The organism is Acinetobacter guerrae (assembly GCF_009372255.1).
Classification (GTDB): Bacteria; Pseudomonadota; Gammaproteobacteria; order Pseudomonadales; family Moraxellaceae; genus Acinetobacter; species Acinetobacter guerrae.
The window spans coordinates 80,635-101,705 of record NZ_LXGN01000005.1 but is presented as its reverse complement, the minus strand read 5'-3'; the positions used below and the strand labels follow the sequence as shown (position 1 = coordinate 101,705).

At 36.5% G+C, this 21,071-nt stretch carries 18 protein-coding genes; 6 read left to right on the top strand and 12 right to left on the bottom strand.

What is annotated here, in order from left to right; genetic code table 11:
* The first annotated feature begins 50 nt into the window (after positions 1-50).
* Positions 51-161, top strand: a complete 111-nt coding sequence (locus A7A69_RS16545; protein WP_171406750.1) for a hypothetical protein — start codon at positions 51-53, stop codon at positions 159-161.
* 68 nt (positions 162-229) lie between these two features.
* Here A7A69_RS16545 and A7A69_RS04290 read toward each other — a convergent pair whose 3' ends face one another.
* Complete coding sequence (locus A7A69_RS04290; RefSeq protein ID WP_151980895.1) at positions 230-1,120, bottom strand: LysR family transcriptional regulator; 891 nt, start codon at positions 1,118-1,120, stop codon at positions 230-232.
* Between the two features lie 183 nt (positions 1,121-1,303).
* On the opposite strand from A7A69_RS04290, the gene A7A69_RS04285 reads away from it, so the two are divergent.
* The 3 genes from A7A69_RS04285 to A7A69_RS04275 all read left to right on the top strand — a co-directional run bounded on the left by A7A69_RS04285 (position 1,304) and on the right by A7A69_RS04275 (position 5,234).
* Complete coding sequence (locus A7A69_RS04285; RefSeq protein WP_120370031.1) at positions 1,304-2,248, top strand: dihydrodipicolinate synthase family protein; 945 nt, start codon at positions 1,304-1,306, stop codon at positions 2,246-2,248.
* Positions 2,249-2,423: 175 nt separating this feature from the next.
* On the top strand, positions 2,424-3,809 hold the full coding sequence (locus tag A7A69_RS04280) for an MFS transporter (protein WP_120370030.1): 1,386 nt from the start codon (positions 2,424-2,426) through the stop codon (positions 3,807-3,809).
* Positions 3,810-3,887: 78 nt separating this feature from the next.
* Entirely contained in the window at positions 3,888-5,234 is a 1,347-nt protein-coding gene (locus tag A7A69_RS04275) for an OprD family outer membrane porin (protein WP_152876394.1), read from the top strand.
* A 197-nt stretch (positions 5,235-5,431) separates the two neighbouring features.
* On the opposite strand, the gene A7A69_RS04270 is transcribed toward A7A69_RS04275, so the two are convergent.
* Positions 5,432-5,692, bottom strand: coding sequence for a metal/formaldehyde-sensitive transcriptional repressor (locus tag A7A69_RS04270; protein WP_120370028.1), 261 nt, complete (start codon positions 5,690-5,692; stop codon positions 5,432-5,434).
* A 57-nt stretch (positions 5,693-5,749) separates the two neighbouring features.
* Between A7A69_RS04270 and dmeF the strand changes: the two genes are divergently transcribed.
* Positions 5,750-6,724 (top strand): CDF family Co(II)/Ni(II) efflux transporter DmeF, encoded by a 975-nt coding sequence (gene dmeF / locus A7A69_RS04265; protein WP_152876393.1) that lies wholly within the window; start codon positions 5,750-5,752, stop codon positions 6,722-6,724.
* A gap of 57 nt (positions 6,725-6,781) precedes the next feature.
* Here the strand turns inward: dmeF and A7A69_RS04260 are convergent, their stop codons facing one another.
* The 10 genes from A7A69_RS04260 to A7A69_RS04215 form a co-directional block, all read right to left on the bottom strand.
* Positions 6,782-8,092 carry a sensor histidine kinase gene (locus tag A7A69_RS04260; RefSeq protein ID WP_152876392.1) on the bottom strand — a complete coding sequence of 437 codons (1,311 nt, stop codon included), beginning with the start codon at positions 8,090-8,092 and terminating at the stop codon, positions 6,782-6,784.
* A 68-nt stretch (positions 8,093-8,160) separates the two neighbouring features.
* Positions 8,161-8,847, bottom strand: a complete 687-nt coding sequence (locus tag A7A69_RS04255) for a response regulator transcription factor (protein ID WP_151980923.1) — start codon at positions 8,845-8,847, stop codon at positions 8,161-8,163.
* 1 nt (position 8,848) lies between these two features.
* The gene (locus A7A69_RS04250) at positions 8,849-10,501 is read right to left on the bottom strand and encodes a phosphoethanolamine transferase (protein ID WP_152876391.1); all 1,653 of its coding nucleotides are present in this window, start codon (positions 10,499-10,501) and stop codon (positions 8,849-8,851) included.
* 84 nt (positions 10,502-10,585) lie between these two features.
* On the bottom strand, positions 10,586-11,311 hold the full coding sequence (locus tag A7A69_RS04245; RefSeq protein WP_187349163.1) for a phosphatase PAP2 family protein: 726 nt from the start codon (positions 11,309-11,311) through the stop codon (positions 10,586-10,588).
* 291 nt (positions 11,312-11,602) lie between these two features.
* Positions 11,603-12,958 (bottom strand): sensor histidine kinase, encoded by a 1,356-nt coding sequence (locus A7A69_RS04240; RefSeq protein WP_152876390.1) that lies wholly within the window; start codon positions 12,956-12,958, stop codon positions 11,603-11,605.
* A gap of 13 nt (positions 12,959-12,971) precedes the next feature.
* On the bottom strand, positions 12,972-13,646 hold the full coding sequence (locus A7A69_RS04235; protein WP_120370022.1) for a response regulator transcription factor: 675 nt from the start codon (positions 13,644-13,646) through the stop codon (positions 12,972-12,974).
* 73 nt (positions 13,647-13,719) lie between these two features.
* Positions 13,720-14,403: a Fe2+-dependent dioxygenase gene (locus A7A69_RS04230; RefSeq protein ID WP_151980887.1), complete on the bottom strand. Its 684-nt coding sequence runs from the start codon at positions 14,401-14,403 to the stop codon at positions 13,720-13,722.
* A gap of 98 nt (positions 14,404-14,501) precedes the next feature.
* Positions 14,502-16,790: a TonB-dependent receptor gene (locus A7A69_RS04225; RefSeq protein ID WP_152876389.1), complete on the bottom strand. Its 2,289-nt coding sequence runs from the start codon at positions 16,788-16,790 to the stop codon at positions 14,502-14,504.
* 141 nt (positions 16,791-16,931) lie between these two features.
* Entirely contained in the window at positions 16,932-17,390 is a 459-nt protein-coding gene (locus A7A69_RS04220) for a Fur family transcriptional regulator (RefSeq protein WP_152876388.1), read from the bottom strand.
* 542 nt (positions 17,391-17,932) lie between these two features.
* The gene (locus A7A69_RS04215; protein ID WP_151980885.1) at positions 17,933-19,504 is read right to left on the bottom strand and encodes a sensor domain-containing diguanylate cyclase; all 1,572 of its coding nucleotides are present in this window, start codon (positions 19,502-19,504) and stop codon (positions 17,933-17,935) included.
* A gap of 269 nt (positions 19,505-19,773) precedes the next feature.
* Here A7A69_RS04215 and A7A69_RS04210 point away from each other — a divergent pair, with 269 nt between their 5' ends.
* Entirely contained in the window at positions 19,774-21,042 is a 1,269-nt protein-coding gene (locus tag A7A69_RS04210) for a sensor histidine kinase (protein ID WP_151980884.1), read from the top strand.
* The last annotated feature ends 29 nt before the right edge of the window (positions 21,043-21,071 follow it).

The following is a 21,071-nucleotide window of genomic DNA, read 5'->3' as shown; positions in this document are numbered from 1 at the left end:
TTTTTTAAAGTTGTATTCTCGTTATATAGATAACCATTAGGGTGAAAGAGATGAGTTTTTTAAAGCAAAAAAATAAAGCAAGTTTTGTATTTTTTATTATCACACTTTATGCTTTTTTAGGATTTGGTATTGGTTATATTATCTGGGAATATATGTTGTGAGTATTTCTGTTTAATTGATTCTATAAATAGAAATACTCTTTTATTGCTAAGTTTGAAACAGTTTTTTGTTAGAGTAAATAACTGAGTAGTTTAATCTCATCCATGACTGCCTTACATGCAGGTGTTAAATATCCATGTTTGGAAAGTGAAAGTGAAATATAACGTTTCAGTTCGGGGCTTATAATTTTACTGGCTTGAATCGGTGTATATTGAGAAGCTTTCATCAATGCTTGAGGCCCAAGCATGGTATAAATGCCTGAAGTTGAAACCAAATGAGTTTGTAAGCTAATGGAATCTGCTTCAAATACGATATTAAGTTCAAGCCCGTGTTCATATGCCATATGGTCTAAAAAGTTTCGCCAGTTACTCGGACGGCAGAAAGTCACCAAAGGCAAGTGAGTTATTTCTTTAAATTGAATTTCTTTAGATTGAGTTAAAGCATCCGCATGACATCCCACCAGATAAGTATCTGCTTCTGTTAAATAAATATCTCCCTGTTTTGGCGTAGGATTAAAACGATAGAGAATCGCGAGATCGACACTGCCATCTTCCAGCCATTTTTCTAAATGTACCCCTTGACCTTCACGTACGGACAATTTGATTAATGGATATTTTTGTTTAAGTACTTGATAAAGTGTGGTGAGAAGCGGATGAGCCGTTGAAGGCAAACTTGCAATTCTAACGGTGCCAATAGGGGTATCGGTGGAATGTAAAATCTCATTGTTGAGTTGTTCTGTGACGTTTAACCACGAGCGAATTTTAGGTAATAGATGTTGCCCCAAGTCGGTGAGCTCCACGCCACGACCTGTACGATTAAATAGCCGTCCGCCGCATTGTGTTTCCAGTTCATTCATCTGCCGACTAATTTGTGGTTGGTTACTGTTATGTAAGGTTGCAACTTTGCTCAAACTACCAAGTTCAACGGCATCTAGAAATATTTTCCATAAATCATAATTCATCGATTTGTCCTAAATCGTATTATTTATTGGGTATACATTTTTAGTATAACTGAAATTCAAGAATTGGGAATTCTCACATAACCGCTGGCTTCCTATACTCCAGTCATGTTCTCTAAAACCTGTTCTGAATCAGATTAAATTCAAAAAGAGAATGTTTAATTACACTGTATAGGAAGTACGATCATGAGTTTAGATTTACGCGGATTAACCCCAGCACCTGTAACGCCTTTTACCCGTGATGGTCAAGTTGACCACGATGCTATTCAACGCTTAGGTTCATGGCTAGGTAGTATTGATGGTGTGAAAGGTCTTGTTGTTTTAGGACATGCGGGAGAAGGAACTTTTTTATCTCAAAAAGAACAAATGCAAGTCATCGAAAGTTTTGTCAAATCTGTCGATGATAAAATTCCCGTAATCGCAGGTATTACGCTTGAGGGAACTTCGGTTGCAGCAGAAGAAGCAAAACGTGCAGTAAGTGCAGGTGCATCGGCAGGCTTGATTTATCCATCACATGGTTGGTTGCGTTTTGGTTATCAGAAAGGTGCTCCACAGGATCGCTATAAAGCCATCTATGAAGAAAGTGGTTTACCATCGATTTTATTCCAATACCCAGATGCCACTAAAGCAACGTATGATTTAGAGACTTTGCTCGATATTTCAGCACAACCAGGCGTATTCGCCATGAAAAACGGTGTGCGTAATATGCGTCGCTGGGATGTTGAGATTCCAATTATTCGCCGTGAACGTCCAGATTTACAAGTTTTGACCTGTCATGATGAATATTTGCTGCATACCATGTTTGATGTAGATGGTGCGTTGGTTGGCTATGGCAATATTGCACCTGAACTGTTGATTGAATTGATCAATGCAGGTAAGGCAAAAGATTATGCTAAAGCACGTGCTATTCACGACCAACTTTTACCTGTAACCCGCAATGTTTATCATCGTGGTTCACACATGGAAGGTACAGTTGCACTCAAACATGCTTTGGTCGCGCGAGGTATTTTAGATCATGCAACAGTTCGTTCGCCATTACTTCCTTTGGCGGAGGGTGCTGAACAAGAAATCCATGAAGCTATGCGTCAAGCTGGAATTGGCAAGGTTGATTTAAAACAAGCGGTTGCTTAAATCGCATACGGGCTAGCATATACGCTAGCCTTTTTTTCCTGTACGCTGCCTGAAGCAAAAAATCGGGTATGTCGCTTAAAAATAATGATAAAAAAACATACGAATCTTTTGCGACAGGTGGTTGCGAGATAAATAACAAAAACTACGAGGAATGTAGTTGATAAGGAGAATGGAGATGACAAATCTAGCGGATGTAGAACCAATTAGTCATCATCAAAAAAATGCAGAAATTATTGCCAGACTTGAGCGACTGCCTGTTACTCGGCGTTTGCAATTCATGCGAATTACCATTGGTATAGCAACTTTTTTTGATGCTTATACTGTTCTGGCAATTGCCTTTGCAATGCCACAATTAATTTCAGAATGGCATCTAACACCTGCATATGTCGGTGCAATTATTGCAGCAGGTTATGTGGGGCAACTGGTGGGTGCTATTTTCTTTGGTTCCCTTGCCGAGAAAGTTGGACGCTTAAGGGTGTTGTTTTTTACCATTATGTTGTTTGTAGCAATGGATATTGCCTGTCTGTTTGCATGGAGCGGATTATCACTTTTAGTTTTCCGCTTTTTACAAGGTGTTGGGACAGGGGGCGAGGTTCCTGTTGCCAGTGCTTATATCAATGAGTTTATTGGTGCTGAAAAACGCGGAAAATTTTTCTTGCTCTATGAAGTTGTTTTTCCTATGGGATTGATGTTTGCTGGAATGGCAGCATTTTTCTTGATGCCGATTTACGGCTGGAAAGTCATGTTTATTGTTGGGCTTATTCCATCTTTATTGGTGATCCCTTTAAGATTTTTCTTACCTGAATCTCCACGCTGGCTGGCTTCAAAAAAACGTTTTGATGAAGCAGATAAAGTCGTCAAGATCTTTGAAAATGGTGCAATCAAAAGTGGTAAGACATTACCAGAGCCTGTAGTGAGAGATATTAATCCTCAAGCAATGGCAAAAACAGATTGGCGTGAACTGTTTCAAGGAATTTACCGCAAGCGTACTTTTACCCTTTGGGGAATGTGGTTCTGTGTATATATGGTCAATAACGCCATGATCACTTGGCTACCATCTCTATATAAACAACACTTCGGTTTATCCTTACAAACCAGTCTGGGCTATGGTTGGATTACATCTGGTGTTGGTGTGATTGCCTCGATTATCTGTGCATTAATGATTGATAAAGTTGGACGTCGACCTTGGTACAGTGCTGCATTTTTCTTAGCTGTAATTCCGTTAATGAGTCTATCTGTATTGGGCGCAAAATCTGCGATGGAAGTGGTGATTCTTGCGACCTTAAGTTACGCCATTTTGCAAACGATTTCATTTTCTTTGTATCTCTATGCAGCAGAGCTTTATCCAACACGGCTTCGTGCCATGGGAATTGGTTTTAGTACCGCATGGTTACGTGCAGGCTCTGCCATCGGACCAGTCATGGTGGGTTTAGTGGTCGGCGGTTATGGAATCCAATATGTCTTTAGTGTTCTTGCTGTAGTCGCTTTGGTTGGTGGACTGGTGACTTTCTGGTTTGCTATTGAAACCAAAGGTCAAGTTCTCGAAAAACTCTCTCCTTAATTCTTCATTTTCTATAAAAATTGCCTAACGATCTTGTTAGGCAAAGCCCTTATTCATGCTAAAAAAAGGAAATTTTAAATGCATAAATATGTGTTATGTGGAGCCGTGAGTCTGATTTTTTGTAATTACGCTTATGCACAGCTTCCGTCAGAATTCGGTAGCCTAGAATTAAAATTGAATACGCGATATTGGAATGATGAAGGTATCGCCCATGCAACACTTTTAAATCCAAATCCATCTAAAGTTGGTTACGAACAAAGTGCGCTTGGAATGGAGTTGAACTATCGTTCTATTTATTTGTGGGATCGTATTGGATTTGATGCTTCTCTTTATGCAGTCACTAAATTATTTGATTCAGGCAAAGCAACAGCCCAACTTTTAGAAGTGGAAAACAACGGTAAGTTGGCACAAAACTTTGCCACTTTAGGGCAGTTTAATCTCAAGGCAAAACTTGGTGAAGTGGGTGAGATTAGGTTAGGACGACAATTACACGACTCTTTACTCCTCAAAAGCACCAATAATCGTGCTGTACCCGATACATTTTCTGGCGCAAGTGGTCAATTTAAAGTGACGGATCATCTACAAAGCTATATTGCCTATTATGATCGCTGGAAACCGCGAAGCATGGACACATTTGAAAAACTGGTGACAGACAGTAATGAGCATATTTCTTATGTCGGGATTTTGGGGGCAAAATATCAATATCAAAAATGGAACATTAGCGCTGAATATTTAACAAGCCATGATTACATCGAAAAATATGGAATAACTGCTCAATATAAGTTGCCATTTCAAAATATGACTTGGATTTTAAGTAGCGGTGCTTTTTTTTCACGTGATAATGGTGATTTATTTAAATGTGGTGCTGAAGCTGATTTGGATTGTGTAAAAGGACAACCGTTGAACAATCGAGGTAATGGTTATTTTATAGATGTTAATTGGGTTCGTAACTCTCTGGAAGTCGGTGCGGCGATTTCTAAATTTGATGGATTTTGGATAGAAGATAATTTTTCCACACGTTCTGATCGCAACAATATACTTACACAAGATCATGGGACAAATCCTTTTCCAACGTCTTCCGTTATTGGACCTGACTTTACCAATAATGATGAAACGGCTATCGCCCTTCGACTTAAATACGATTGGAAAGATCATGTGAAAGGGTTAAAAACAGAGGCAAAATATATTTATGGCTTTGGCGCACATCAAAGTAACATCAGCAGTGATATTGAAGGAAAAGAGCGTTTTTATGATCTGACTTTTAGTTATAGTTTGCCGATGATAAAAAATTTAGACTTACGCTATTCATATTTGCATTATGAGTCGAAATTTGATCAGGGCAATCTAGGTGAAAAAATAAATGGCATGACACGTAAAGACTGGGATCAACATCGATTTATGCTTAATTATCGTTATTCTTTCTAAGTAAATAAAAATCTTTTAAGTTGAGTTCTTAAAAGATTTTTATATTTTTTGGATTGATTTCTCATCGGGTCTTGGTGCTTAGCATAAACCACGTTAAACAATGCTTCGGTTCAGATTGATAAAGTAAAAATAACTGAACTAAGCGGATGAGAAAATATTTTAAACTTGATAAAAAATAATTCTATGCCATAAGAGTTTTAGTTGTACTTCTTTAAGATTTCCAGAAATTTTTCTAGTTCCTGTTCATTGTATTGATCTTCCAGAACATGCATTTTTAGATGCTGTTCTACCAATTCATTCATTAAACCATTGATTGCGCCACGGATAGCAGCCACTTGTTGCAATACGGCGATACAAGAAACATCTTCATTGGTCATGGATGTATGTATGGCATTCATTTGTCCTTGTACACGTTTAATGCGATTTAAGATTTTGCGGTTGTCATGCAGATGGCTCATAGACGAACTCAAATAATTTAAATATACTCTGGGGGAGTATATTGGATTTCTAAAAAAATGACGAATAATATTTTACTAGACAAACATCATCATCAATTTGATAAAGGCAATCCATTAGCGCAAAAGAAAATTCTATGGGCGACCATACTGACAGGTGTCATGATGATTGCTGAAATTTCTGGCGGTATGATATTTAACTCAATGGCGTTATTGGCAGATGGCTGGCATATGAGTTCTCATATGGTGGCACTTGGTTTGGCTTATCTTGCATATCGTGCTGCGCGTTATTATTCAGAAGATTCTAGATTTTGTTTTGGAAGCTGGAAGATCGAAGTTCTGGCAGGTTATAGCAGCGCCATATTGTTGATGGTGGTTGCATTGGTAATGTGTTTTAGTTCGATCGAAAGGTTATTCAATCCAGTCACTATTTATTATAACGAAGCCATCTGGATTGCGGTGGTGGGTCTAATGGTTAATCTGATCTGTGCATGGCTCTTACATGATGATTACTCACATCATCATCATTCACACCAACACCATGCCGACCATGATCATTCACATCATCACGAGCATCAGGACTTAAATCAAAAAGCCGCTTTTATCCATGTCGTTGCCGATGCCGCTACTTCTGTACTGGCAATTGTCGCTTTATTTGCAGGTAAATATTTTGGCTGGAATTTTTTAGATGCAGTGCTAGGGATTTTAGGTGCAGTTCTTGTAGCAAAGTGGTCATGGGGCTTAATCCGACAAACTGGTAAAATTCTTTTGGACGCTGAAATGCAAGAGCCTGTAGTAGAAGAAATCAAAGAAGTGATTGAGCAGATTGATAGTACGATTAAGCTTAATGACTTGCATGTGTGGCAAGTCGGGAAAGGGAAATTTGCCTGCATTTTGTCAGTTCAAACAGCCAATTCATTGTTAACCCCTAAACAGATCAAACAGGCTTTATCCGTTCATGAAGAAATTGTACATGCCAGTATTGAGATTAACCCACTACATCAAGATGATTTAAAATTGGCTGAAACCTATTAATGCCAAAATGTGTGGTTTTAGTTCTATTTTTCTAATGTGTAAGATATGTGATTTTGATTAATTTGATTGTTTAAAGCTCAAAGTCACTTTTAAACCACTTAATAGTTCTGAACTGTCTAGTTGTAAGCTTGCATCAATCGCCTGTAAAGCTGACTGTACAATTGATAATCCCAGTCCACTGCCAATCGCTTGATGCTGCGTTTCTGTCAGGCGAACAAAGCGTTGCATGACATGATCATATTGTTCTGGGGCGATGCCATTACCACTATCGTGAATTTCAACATAACATTGTTTATCTTCACCAAGATACAATTTAATCAATACTAGACTTTGTGTTGGGCTATATTTAATTGCATTATCAATCAAATTGATCAAAATGCTATCTAGAGCATTGCTCGTTGCCAATATATCTAGCTGTTCTTGCGAATTTTGAGTTTCTACTTGTATATCAATATTTTTGTGATGTGCATTGGTTAGTAATTGTCCCACGCTACGGCGAGTAGCATCAATCAAATTCAATTTTTCCAAAGGTTCATGCTGTTGTACTTCCTGATGTGCCAAAGACATTAATTGCTCGACCAGATGCGTCATTCTATTCAGACTTTGTCTTAAGTCGCTCAAGTTTTCGTTATATGTTGAACTATTTCGCTGTGTCTTCATCAGCAGTGAACTTTGCAGATTCAATGCTGTTAAAGGCGTTCTTAATTCATGTGCAGCGTTAGCAACAAAAAGTTGCTGTTGCTTTTGGGCGGTTTCAATTCTTTTAAACAAATAATTTAACTCATTGATGGCAGGTGTAAGCTCAATGGGTAAATCCTTGACGTGAATTTCTGATAAATCTTGATAATTCCGCTGTGCAAAGGTCACGCTTAATTCATCAATGGATCTTAAGTGATGACGGATTAGGCGATAAACCGCATAAATTCCAAATGGCATAAATAACAGATATGGAATGAGCATATTAAATGCCAGTTCTTCTGCCAGATGACGTCGGACTTTAATGAGCTGACTAATTTGAATTTGCTTATCGGGGAGAGGCAATACATAAATCTTTAATTCACCCCGAGAGGTTTTGTGTTTAGAAAAGTGAGCCGAAGTTGAATAGGGTAAAAGATAGTTATGTTGCTGACTTAATTTCTCAAGTTCTTTTTTGGGAATGATATCGATAAAAACATCAGTTTCATCATATCTGGCTTTAGGATCAAAGTGGGAAAGTCGGTTTGAAAGATTATTTTTATCCAGAAATTCTGCCATTTCTTGCATTTGCCGATTGATTACTTCCTGTGATTCTTCAAGGGCAATACGATAGGCAGAAATTCCAATGATAATCAGTAAAATAATACTGAAAATCGAAATGCTCCATGACATCCTCGTACTCAGAGGTTGGTCATGGTAAATCTGCCAGAGTTTAGTGAAAGAAGTCTGCATCTAAACATCTAACCTGAAGTTTTTGGAGTATCTATACAGTAACCCAAACCACGTACTGTACGAATAAAATCCTTGCCTAATTTATATCTGAGGTTATGGATATGTACCTCAATGGTATTGCTGTTGATTTCAGTATCCCAGTCATAAAGTTTTTGTTCTAGCATCTGTCTGGTAAATATCTGATTGGGATACATCATCATTGGTTCTAAAATTGCCCATTCTTTGGCTGAGAGTTCAATTTTCTTTTTGCCTTTGAGTACACGATGAGTATTTGGGAAGAGCTGAACATTACCCACTTTAAAATGAATTTCTTCAAGCGAATTATAGTTGCCTCGACGTAAAACTGACTCAATTCTTGCAATCAACTCATCAAAGTCATAAGGCTTAACAATATAATCATCCGCCCCAAGCCTTAAACCCTGAATTTTATCTCGACTTTGATCTCGCGCACTAATAATAATGACTCCCATCTTATTCATATCGACTTGCTTACGAATATGCCTTAGCACCTCAAGCCCTTCTAGTTCTGGTAGTCCAAGATCTAAAAGTACAATGTGATAAGTTTGACCAAATAAATAATCCAGTGCTTCTAATCCTGTTTTGGCCCAGTCAATTTCAAAGTTTTCATGTTCGAGAAGTTGATAAGTCGACTTTCCAACCATCAAGTCATCTTCGATATATAAAATACGAATCACCTTAAACACTACCTCTGCATTGTGCGAGTAAATCGAGTTGTCGGTTTAATACTCTGGTTTGAATATTTAACATGTTCAGCAAAGTTGGGAATAAATTATCTTGACTCACTGCATGATCCTTTTGCTGACTTAAACAATGCTGAATTTTTTGGTGATCAGGCCATTGCTGCGATACCCAGAATAGCATTGGAATATGAGTCTGTTCTTTAGGGGCCATAAAATAAGGCGTTCCATGTAAATATAAACCGCTTTCGCCTGTCGACTCTCCATGATCTGATAAATAAATTAATCCTGTAGGCAGCCCCGTGTTTTGTAATACATGGATGGTACTTGCCACGATATGATCAGTATATAAAATGGTATTATCATACGTGTTAATTAATGATTGATGATCGCAATTTTGAATATTATTGGTTTCACATGCAGGTAGAAATTTTTTGAATTCATCAGGATAACGTTTGTAATAGGCAGGGCCATGACTGCCCATTTGATGTAAGACAATCAACTGATTATGTTTTAAATGTTTAGTATCAAGTTGCTTCAGATAATCAGAGAGTGCTGCCACTAAAGCGCCATCATGACACTCACCATTACCACACCATTTTTTGTATGCAGGTTCATCTTTAGGAGAAATATAATTTTTTATTCGGTCACAAGTGCCTTTACAACCCGAATTATTATCAATCCAAGTCACTTGATAACCCGCTCTTTGAGCGATATCCAGTAAACCTTCGCGGTGTGCAGCTAAAGCCTCATCATAATTTTTTCTTGGCATTCCTGAAAACATGCAGGGAACAGAAACAGAAGTTTGTGTTCCACATGAGGATGCCTGCGCAAAATTTACAATATCAAGCTGACTTAATTCGGGATTTGTGACTTTAGCATAGCCATTTAAACTAAAGTTTTGTGCGCGCGCCGTTTCACCGACCACCAATACCATAATTTTTGCGGATTGTTGAATTGCATGGCTGACTTGATGAGCATCTTGGCCATATGGAATTAAGGGCAAGTTCTGGCTTTTTGCATTCTTATGTGCATAACTCCAACTGCTTGATAAGATATTTAACGGTGAAATTTGTGCTTTCAACTCACGATTTTCCCGAAAAATAGGTGCGTACTGACTATAGAATGAAAATAAACCCAGACCTATGATAAATAAGGCGATCATTAGGCTGATCGATTTATCCAAGAAAAGATATTTTATATTTTTTGCAGGTTTAATTTTGATGTAAAAAACAAAAATTAAAGGTAAAACAATGGTTTTAACTAACCACAATAAAAAAGGAAAGGACAATAAATCAAACGCTTCTTGTGCATCGGTTTGTACGATGTTTTGTACTTGATCGGATGTAATATTGACACCCAACTGATTCACAAAATAAGATGAAAATCCTGTTAATATAATTAAGACCGTCGCAAATGATTTAGCCGAGTGTTGCCAACTAAATAGCTGTAAAACGAAAAAATAAAACCCACTTAAGATTAAAAACGTCACAAAAATAAATGAATATTGGATAAATCCTGAAAATGAACTAAAAGAGGAAAGATGCTCATAGAAGCCAATATTGGTAAAACTGGCTAGCCAACAGGCCACCAGAATATTAAACATTCTAAGAGAAAGAGAGATTCGTTTAAGCCCAAACAAAGTAGCCATACGTATTATTTCATGTATTTGATGCGGATGTCTTATTTAAAACTGATAAGATTAAGGAATGATTAGATAAAATTTTATTTAAAATCAATGGTTAATTCTATTTTTGCTAATCTTGTGACTGATAAAAAGTGTCTTCAAATACTCAGGCCAATAGATTTTCCATAATTTATAAATGAGATAATCAATCAGCCATGACCACCATAATGCCCATAAGTTATGGCTTAAAAAATGTGCACCTCGCAGCATTTGAACCGTACTCATAAGAATACCCATGTTTAAGGCAAAAATTAATCCATATCTTGCCAACTGCGGATAAAAAGGACGGTAAGCAAAATATAAAATCAGTAAAGAAAATCCCGCAGAAGCATGACCTCCTGGAAAACACTTCCCACGTGAACTTAATGGTTTGAGCCAGTCGATCTGTTCTTGATTGATTTGCAAAAGTGTCCACGGGCAAGCATGGATCGATTGTGATTTTAATAAGCCAATAAATGCAACAGAAATCGACATACCCAATACCACAACACCACAAATAGAACGAAGTGGGGAGAGTGATTTTTGAATTGTCAGTTTAATCCAGAGTATGAAATGTATCAGTGCAATAGCAATGACAAGATTCTTTAAGAACTCATGTCCAACCTTAACCAAAAACCTATTTTCTTTTAGGTAATATCCCGAATGATTGACCCACGGAAGGCTTAGCATCTGATCGATTGATCCCGCAACAGGAATAAAAATGAACATGAATAAAGCGGTTAAGAACAATAAAATAATATTGAAACGATCAAATTTTTCCAGATGCAAAGCCACTTTTACAAGATTCCTAAGAAATATCTACTCTTAGAATAAATAGGATAGATTAAGCTTTTCTGAGAAAATAGCTTATTTTTTTATATTGTATTTCAATTGGTTATTTTGGTTTTACTAATATTTAATCGTTTCTGAGTCTAATTAGGACAAAGGTATGACTTGAATCTTTGTGGTATTTCACATGGCAAAATTTATATAAAGGCAATCAAATCATTTTATGCCTAACTCCAAATCAGATCATATAAACTTCGATGAGCGCGAGTGGCTTATCAATCTTATATCTGCTTTCGTTTATAACTTGAAATAAAGTTTTATTTTCAAACCATGTAAGATTTCTGAACGGTCTAATTGGATGGTGGCTTGGATAGATTCCAGCGCAGATTGTACGATGGAAAAACCAAGTCCACTGCCGATGCTCTGAGACTGAGTTTCAATCAATCGTACGAAACGTTGCATCACATGCTCATATTGTTCAGGAGCAATACCTCGACCACTATCATGAATTTCAACCAAAATCCTATCTGGTTGCTCACATAATTTAATCAAAATTTGACCATGTTCGGGGCTGTATTTAATCGCGTTATCAATTAAATTGAGGAAAATACTTTCTAATGCGCTGATTGTCGCCTGTACTTCTAATTTTTCGTTAAAATTATCGATATTAACCTGTACATCAATATCTTTTTTTCGAGCATTAGCAAGTAACTGACCTGTGCATTGGCGAATAATTTCAAGCAAATTGACATGTATTAATGCTTCATGAGAGAGCGCCTCCTGATGTGCCAAACTCATGAGTTGATGAACCAGATGTGACATTCTTTTTAGATTTTGATCTAGATCATCAATATTTTCTTGGTAAAAAGGGCTGTCTTTGGGGGTTTTAATGAGTACAGCAGTTTGTAAACTTAATGCAGTCAGTGGCGTTCTAAGTTCATGTGCTGCATTGGCGATAAACTTTTGCTGCTGTTGTTGAGCAGCTTCAATTCTTTTAAATAAATAATTTAATTCATCAATAGCAGGTGTAATTTCTACAGGAAGGTCTTTAACCTGAACTTCGGATAAATCATTGTAATCGCGTTGTGAAAAAGTTGTCTTTAAATCTGCAAGTGGTCTTAAATGATAACGAATCAGAAAATAAACAGCTAAAATGGTAAAAGGCATAAAAATAAAATAGGGGATTAGCATGTTAAATGCCAATTCACGAGCCAGATTTTTTCGTACAAAAACTAACTGACTAATCTGGATTTGTCTATCCGTGAGCGGTAAAACATAGGCCACAATTTTACCGCGACTGCTATTTTTTCTTATAAATTGGGGATGATCCAGATGATCGACCAGATAGTTATGATTTTTGATTAGAATGGGTAATTGATCGAGATCAACAATATCAATAAATACATCTCTTTCACCATAGCGACGGTGAGGGTCGAAGTTAGAAAGTCGATGTGCAATGTTGACACTGGCAAGGAAATCAGCCATCTCTTCCATTTGTTTATCAATCACTTCCTGTGATTCTTCCAATGCAATCCGATAAGCGGAAATTGCAATTAAAATCAGTAAAATGATACTTAAAATAGAAATACTCCAAGTCATTCTCGAACTTAGAGGTTGTTTTTTATAGAGATGAATCAGTTTAGTAAAAATCATCCTTTTCCTGTTTTTATCGGGTTTCAATACAGTAACCCAGTCCTCGTACTGTGCGAATCAAATCTTTACCCAACTTTTGGCGTAATTTATGAATATGGACTTCAATAGTATTACTATTCAGCTCAACATCCCAGTCATAAAGCTTTTGTTCGAGTGCCTGCCGTGAAAAGATCTGGTCAGGATACATCATGAGGGGTTCCAGAACTGCCCATTCTTTGGCAGAAAGTTCAACGGCTTTTCCTTGTTTTAATACTTTGCGAGTCTTTGGAAACATTTGAGTATCTCCAACTTCAAAGCAGATTTCCTCAATCGTGGTCAATTTACCTCTGCGAAGGACGGATTCAATTCTCGCCACTAACTCATCAAAATCGTAAGGCTTTACAATATAGTCATCCGCCCCTAGTCTAAGTCCCTGAATTTTATCGCGACTTTGATCCCGTGCGCTGATAATAATAACACCTAATTGTTTTAAATCAGTTTTTTTACGGATATGTTTCAGAACCTCTAAACCTTCTAATTCAGGTAGACCAAGATCAAGTAAAACCAGATGATAAACATGATTAAAAAGTAAATCTAAAGCTTCAAGTCCTGTTTTGGCCCAATCAACATTAAATTTTTCATGTTTTAATAATCGAAAGGTTGATTTACCAATCATGAGATCATCTTCGATATAGAGTATCTTTATCACGAAGCACCTGTATCAAGTTTAATTTTATAAAAGGGGATACATGGGAAGAATAGTGGCATATATGGCATGATGATTATAATTCTGCCCATTTACGCATTAGATTATGATATAGGTTGGTGAGTTTGATTACCTCCTGATGTTTATCCCCTAATTGTATCCGAAGATTTTGGATTGTTTGATCTAGATTGAATAACATATAACGTTCTGCATCATCCCTGACCATACTTTGAACCCAAAAAAATGAAGCAATACGACAACCAGCAGTGACGGCAGTCACTTCATGTAAACTGGTCGATGGATATAAGATCATATCACCTGCGGGCAGTTTCACCTCATGGAAACCATAGGTATCTTCAACGACTAAATCACCACCTTCGTATTCATCTGGCTCACTGAGAAATACTGTACAGGACAAATCAGTCCTTAAACGTTCATTACTTCCTCTAATCCGCCGAATCGAATTATCAACATGAAAACCAAATGCTTCATTATTTTCATATCGATTAAAAAGCGGGGGAATAATATCCAGTGGAACGGCAGCAGATAAAAATAACGGATGCTGCCCAAGTGACTCTAAAATAATATTACTTAAGTGATGAGTTAAAGGGTGATCTTCTGGAAGTTGCTGGTTTTGTTTCACTGTGGCTGAAAGTGTTCCTGCGGTGACTTTCCCATTGACCCATTCAATCTTATTCATTTCTTCACGAAAATATTGAACCTGTTCTTTGCTTAAGACATTTGGAATATGGTGAATCATTGTAATACCTGCCAGATGATCAGCTTATATTGAATGAAAAATAAAATAGCCTCCTAGAGAGGCTATTTTATTTTAAATCCCATAATCTAAATATGGAATTAGTACTTAAAGTTTAATGCCACTACAGCACTACGGCCTTCTGCTTCAGTTGCATAATGAGATGCATAAGCTTTTGTAAAATAACGTGTATCAGATAGGTTATTTACATTCAACTGTAAGTTGATGTTTTTGTTAATATCGTAGCGAACCATTGCATCATAACGTACATAACCCGGTACCCATTTTTGGATCGCTGCAGTATTCGAACCATAAACTTTATCCATTGCAACTGCGCCTGCACCAACAGTCAACTGAGGTAACACGTTATAAGTTGTCCAAAGTGTTGCGCTATTTCTTGGCACATTGGTTAACTGGCGACCTTCGTTAATCACGACATTATAAGCAGCTTTTACCAGTTCGCTATCCATGTAGGTATAACCAGCACTTACTGCCCATTTATCGGTAATATTACCGTTTAGACCTAACTCAATACCGTCAACTTTACTTTCACCTGCATTGGCCGTGGTGTTGGCATCAATCAAGATACGGGTATTTTGTTTTTCTGTACGGAAAATAGCTGCGGTTGCACTGAGCTTTTTATTGAACAGATCCCATTTTGTACCCACTTCAATCGTACGTGCTTTTTCAGGTGAAAGATCTTTAATTGCATTTGATGGTGCCGTTTCAGAAGATTCACTTGAGTCAATACCTACAGGTGTTGCTGAAGTTGCATAGCTTGCATAAATAGCACTGTTTTCTGTAGGTTTAAAGGTTACACCTGCGTTCCAGCTCCAGTAATCAGAATCACTTGATAAAGATGTTGGATCTGCAAGGGTGGTTACCCCTGTAGCAGCAATCGTTTTATAAGTGGTTAACTCAGTTTCGAACTTATCCCAACGCGCACCCAGATCAACTAACCATTTTGGACTAATTTCAATGTTATCCATAACATAGAAAGATGTAGTTTCGGTTGTTGTGTTACTTGCTTTTTCAACAGGTGTAATTGTACCGAGGAAAGCATTGCTTGAATTTGGATTAAATGTTGAGGTACACCATGCATCATTTGTGGTACACGTGTTATTAAATCCAGTGGTTGATATTCCTGTATATCCTGGATAAGAGATGACATTTGATCCTTTGTCACCATCCAGTTTTGAATATTCTGCACCCGTATTGAAGCTATGTTTTATAGCGCCTGTGTTGAATTTGCCACGCAATGAAAGTTGATCGCTAAGAGTATCAATATCTGTGATACGTCCATTGGCACGACGCCAAACACTCGCATCTTGAAGCTCACCAGTCGTTTTATTGATGAAGTTGCCTTTAGAGTCATCTGGTTGAGTCCAGACATAATCATTTTTTGATTTACTATAACTTGCGATATTGCTGATTGTAATATCTGGTGTAATATCATGTTCTAACTTAATGGTTCCGATCTGATTTTCTTGTTTTTGGAAATCACGATCTTTCCAGCCATAATAAATTCCTTGTTTAACATCAATCGGCTTACCGTTGCCATTGAGTTTATAATAAGGGCTAGTCGTACCAAATGGATTGTTATAAGGAACGCCAGAATCTGGTTCGTCATTTGTTCTTAAATAATAATAACTTAAAGTAGCACGAGTAGGGGTGCCTAAACCAAACGTGATACTTGGTGCAATACCGGCACGTTTATATTCAGCGCCATCACTTTGACCTGCTTTGTCATTTTCATGACCCATGACGATAACACGAGCAGCAATCCCATTACCAAAATCTTTATTTCCATCCAAAGTAATACGATGATAATCATCAGTACCATTTTGGATAGAGCCTTCTAAAGAGTCGCCTGCTTTTGCAACTTTAGTAATTAAGTTAATGTTACCGCTGGCATTACCACCGCCACCTAATGCTGAAGAAGATCCTTTGGTGACTTCAACTTGTTCAATCGCAAACATTTCACGTTGTTGAGATGTTCCGTTGCGAACGCCGTCAACATACATTGAACCCTCAGAGCTATAACCACGTATAAACGGACGGTCACCATTTGGGTTGCCGCCTTCACCTGCGCCTAAAGTAATGCCGGGTACTGTACGTAGTGCATCGCTCAAAGTTGTAACATTTGTATCTTCAATCAATTGTTTTGAGATAACTGCAACCGATTTTGGCGTATCAAGCAAAGGAGCAACAAACTTTGCATTTGCAGAATTATCAACTTTTAAAGATTCTTGTTGTGTTGCAGTTGCTGCGCTTTGAAGGGTAGGCAGTTGAGTCACGTTATCTTGTGCAAAGGCAGGTACAGCGACAACTGATAGTGAAGAAGCAATTGCAGATGAAACAATCTTCTTTCGCGTTTTGATAAAAGACATTGTTGCCCCAATAGTCAATGATAAAAAGTATGCGAATAGTAATGATTCTTAATTATATATACAATATATTTACATTGTTATTTTCGATGAATTTCCAAATTAAGATAATATTTTTAAATATTTTAAGCTTAATAATAATGATTATTGGTAGTGGGTAGTGTTGTTTTTCTCCATACATTCTTCACATTTTATCTGTATAAATAGAGAAAATGATTTAATCGCGATTTTTTTATTTTTTGAAAGATCAAGAATATCTTGTTCGATATTATCATTGTCTAATAAATAGGTTTTTTCACATTCTTCACAATATAATCTTATAGAACCATTTTGTTTTTTTATAGAATAATAAGCTTGTTGATCTCCTATTTTAAAACGTTGTATTACACCAGCCATTTCAAGTGCTCTAAGTGATGAGTATATTGTTGATATATAGACATTTTTACTATTTTTTTGAGCCACTTTTCTTTCAATTTCATACGCCGTAATTTCTTTGTCTGCTTCAATTAAAGTCTGTACAACATGAATTCTAGGAAGCGTTGCGCGCATTTTTGCTTTTCTTAAAATAGTTAAAACCACCTCTTCTGAGTTATTAATTTCCATGATCCATCTATTATCCAATGTAAAAAATTATTTTAACAACTAGTCTTTAAAATTCCTATGTTTTTGAGTTAAAAATAAAAATTAAAATCTTAAGTAAGTCTTAAGATTTATTTTTTATAATAATGTTAATATTTAAACAAGAATGAATTATGTAGAAATTGTGAAGAAAATAAAAATTTTAAAATATACGTTTAAATCAATTTTTGAAAAAAGTTAAATAATAAAAAATTTATTTAAAATATAATGTTTATTATTTTTTGATTCAGTTTGCTTGGATGGCATATTTGATAAATTTTGAGTGGCAAACGCTTTGTATGTTCATGTCCGCTATGAAGCAAAAGTGATAAGCAAACTGCTGAATCTATTGCTAGTATGCCTGCTAGAATTTTTAGCAATGCGCTGAAAATTAGGGCAGATGATAGCGTTATTTTGCCTTTGACAGAATATTGAGTTGCATACCCAAATATCATGTACTTACAAAAAAATCAGCTCATGGCCCAAGAGAAGCATTATAAGGTTGTAAGCTGGCATAGCTTAATTTTTTAATATTTGACCTGATCACGACCTTGCGCTTTGGCTTCATATAGTCTTTCATCGGCAATTTTGAAAACACGTTTAATGTCGCGTGCCGAATGAGGCCAGTGTGCAACCCCAATAGAAACGGTCAATTTACCGATCTCTGGAACCACAGTATTGGCAATCGCTTGCCGTATACGTTCAGCGACAATTGCGCCTGTGGAGGAGTCAGAATTAGGGGCCAATATTATAAACTCTTCGCCACCAATACGGCAGCAGGCATCGATATCTCGTGAGTAATTCTTGATTTTTTCTGCAACGATTTTTAACACCTGATCGCCATTTTCATGCCCATAAACATCATTCACTTTTTTGAAATGATCTATATCAAGAGAAATTACGAAAAAATGAGTTTCAGATTTGATAAATTCATCTAAAAAAAGTTCCATGCCGCGACGATTATAAAAACCAGTGAGTGGGTCTGTGTTGACATAAAAATTTAGTTCAGAAATTTTCTGTTTGAACTGCTGAGAACTTAATAGTAATGACAATTTGAATTTAAGGACTTCATAATACCAAGGATCAATTTCCTTAATTTTATGTTCTGTTGTTGATGCATTTAAGTGGCTTGCCATTTTTGCCAGTTGTGCAAGTGGTGCCGAAATTAAATAAGAAATTCGCCAGACAATAAAGAATATAAATATGTAAAAAAACAGCATTCCCGCAATAATTTTCAAAATGATTGAAGATGCTTGTGCCAAAAGCTCATGGGTGGGTTGCTGAGAAACTACAATCCAGTTTGTTGTGGGAATATGAGCAAATCCTGCCAGATCATCTTCGCCCAGACTATTGGTGAGGTGAATTTTTCCGTTTTTTTCTTTTACCATTGTATTTAGCCCAGTATTTTGGGTGATTAAACTTCCAATGCGTTTTTCGTCTGGGTGAAAAACAATATGTTGGTTACTATCAAGGACATACATGTAGCTATTTTTATAACCATATTTCATGGTCAGTAATTCATTAAGAATATTATCTTTTTTGAGGTAAATTGCAGCGCCAATAAAGCCTAGATATTGATGGTTTTGATCAAAAATAGGTTGTGATAAAAACACGATCAAATTTTTTGTTATCGAATAATAAGGGGGTGTCACCACAGTGGCCTGATTTTTAAGCGACATCTCAAAGCCTAATGTATGATTGGTGACTTGCTTATTCAGTTTCAATTGTTGTGGTGCGAAACTTCGAATATTTCCATTCCGATCAGAGATAATTACACTATTAAAATAATCCGACTGAAATTTTAGTCGATCGACTTCAGCCTGTAATACTTTTTCATTGTCAAAAGATTGCCCTAAGTGCTTGGCGCTGTAGTCCAGTTCTTTGAGCATGGTTTTGAAATGGCTATTCGCTCCATTGGCAATTTTGGAAGCGTATTCCATATTGACTGAAAGAGAGTTGTTAATAAGTTGATTTTTCTGGATATAGTAGTTAACAAGTAAAGAAATAGCGAAAAGACTGAGTACACTAAAAATAGCCAAAAATAAAATTAACTTTCTTAGATTGAGTTGTAATAAATGAATTAATTGTTTGAAAATCATAGATTAAATACTGTCTGAACTTACTATATATTATATTTTTTGAATGATTTAATCGAATTAAATATTAAAAAATATGACTCATTTTAAGCGGCAAAGACATTTAAACGATTTATGTTGCCATAAGCTTGATTGATGTACTTCTATAATTGATTTTTTGGTAAAAATTTGCTACATGTAGGAAGCAATGTTTTAAATTTTTATCTTTTCGTTGTTTTATTTTGATTCTCCATTTTTTATTCATAATAATCACAATTCCCATGAGGCGGACCATGAGTTTACAGTTGTTAGAGCTTGATCAAGCAGATCAGCTAAGTGCTTGCCGCTTATCGCTACTTCTTGGTTTAAAAAGTGAGCATAATCTGATTCAACAGTTTTTAGAATTTGGTAAAAACTTGATAGGGGCTCAAAAAGCAATTTTATGTTTCCATGAAGAAACTTATTTTTGGCATCATGCTGATCATAAAATTCATGCTGTACTTAAGCTACAAAAACGCAATAACGCGCAGTTTTTTAAAGACAAAGTTTTTATTGATCAAAAGCATCCACATTATATGGATTTTTCGGCTTATATGAATGAAGGGGGCGTAGAACACCATCGTATTATTGCTCTCAATATTCTAAAAAATGATGAATCCATTGGGATTGCATTATTTTTTGATAACGAACAACAGGCGTTTGATCCACTCAAGATTTCATTGCTTGCCGAACATGGAATGAATTTCTCCCGTTATCTTGAGCTTAAATATAATCATGAAATACTGAATGAACTCTATGAACAGCAATGCGCTTTAAATTTTAGTAAAACCAAGTTTTTTTCTATTATTTCACATGATTTGCGCGCGCCGTTTCATGGTTTACTCGGCTTCTCAGAGGTTTTAGCCAAAGAACGTCATACTTTAGATGAATCAAGTGTGCAAAATATTGCAGATTATTTGTATGACACCTCCCAGTCCACCTACAATTTATTAGAAAGTTTATTGGAATGGGCAATGGCAGAAGGTGGGCGATTTGTTTATCACCCTATTAACTTTAACCTCAAACAGGCCACATCTATTGTCATCAAAGTTTTAAATACTTTAGCGATTAAAAAGAATATCGCGTTGATTGATGAAGTTCCAGAGAATCTAAAAGTTTATGCCGATATCAATATGATCACCTCAGTCATTCAAAATCTGGTCTCAAATGCTTTGAAATTCACACGTTTGGATGGACATGGTTTTGTTGCACTACGAGCTAAGCTTACAGAGGAGGGGGTAGAAATTTATATAGAAGATAATGGCTTGGGCATGACTGAATTGCAAATGTCTACAGTTTTTCACCCGAGGATTACCGCGAGCTTAAGAGGAACTGATGGTGAGAAAGGAGCAGGTTTAGGATTGACCCTGTGTAAACGCTTTATTGATCTTAATCTTGGAAAAATTTCAGTGAGTTCTAAAGAAGGAGAAGGAACGATATTTAAAGTCGTATTACCTTGTGCGACAGATGGAACTGAAGTTTTAATTGCTCAAAAAGACAGCGGCGATGTTACACTTGCCTAAATAGATTTTCCTAAATGAACCTGCAACTG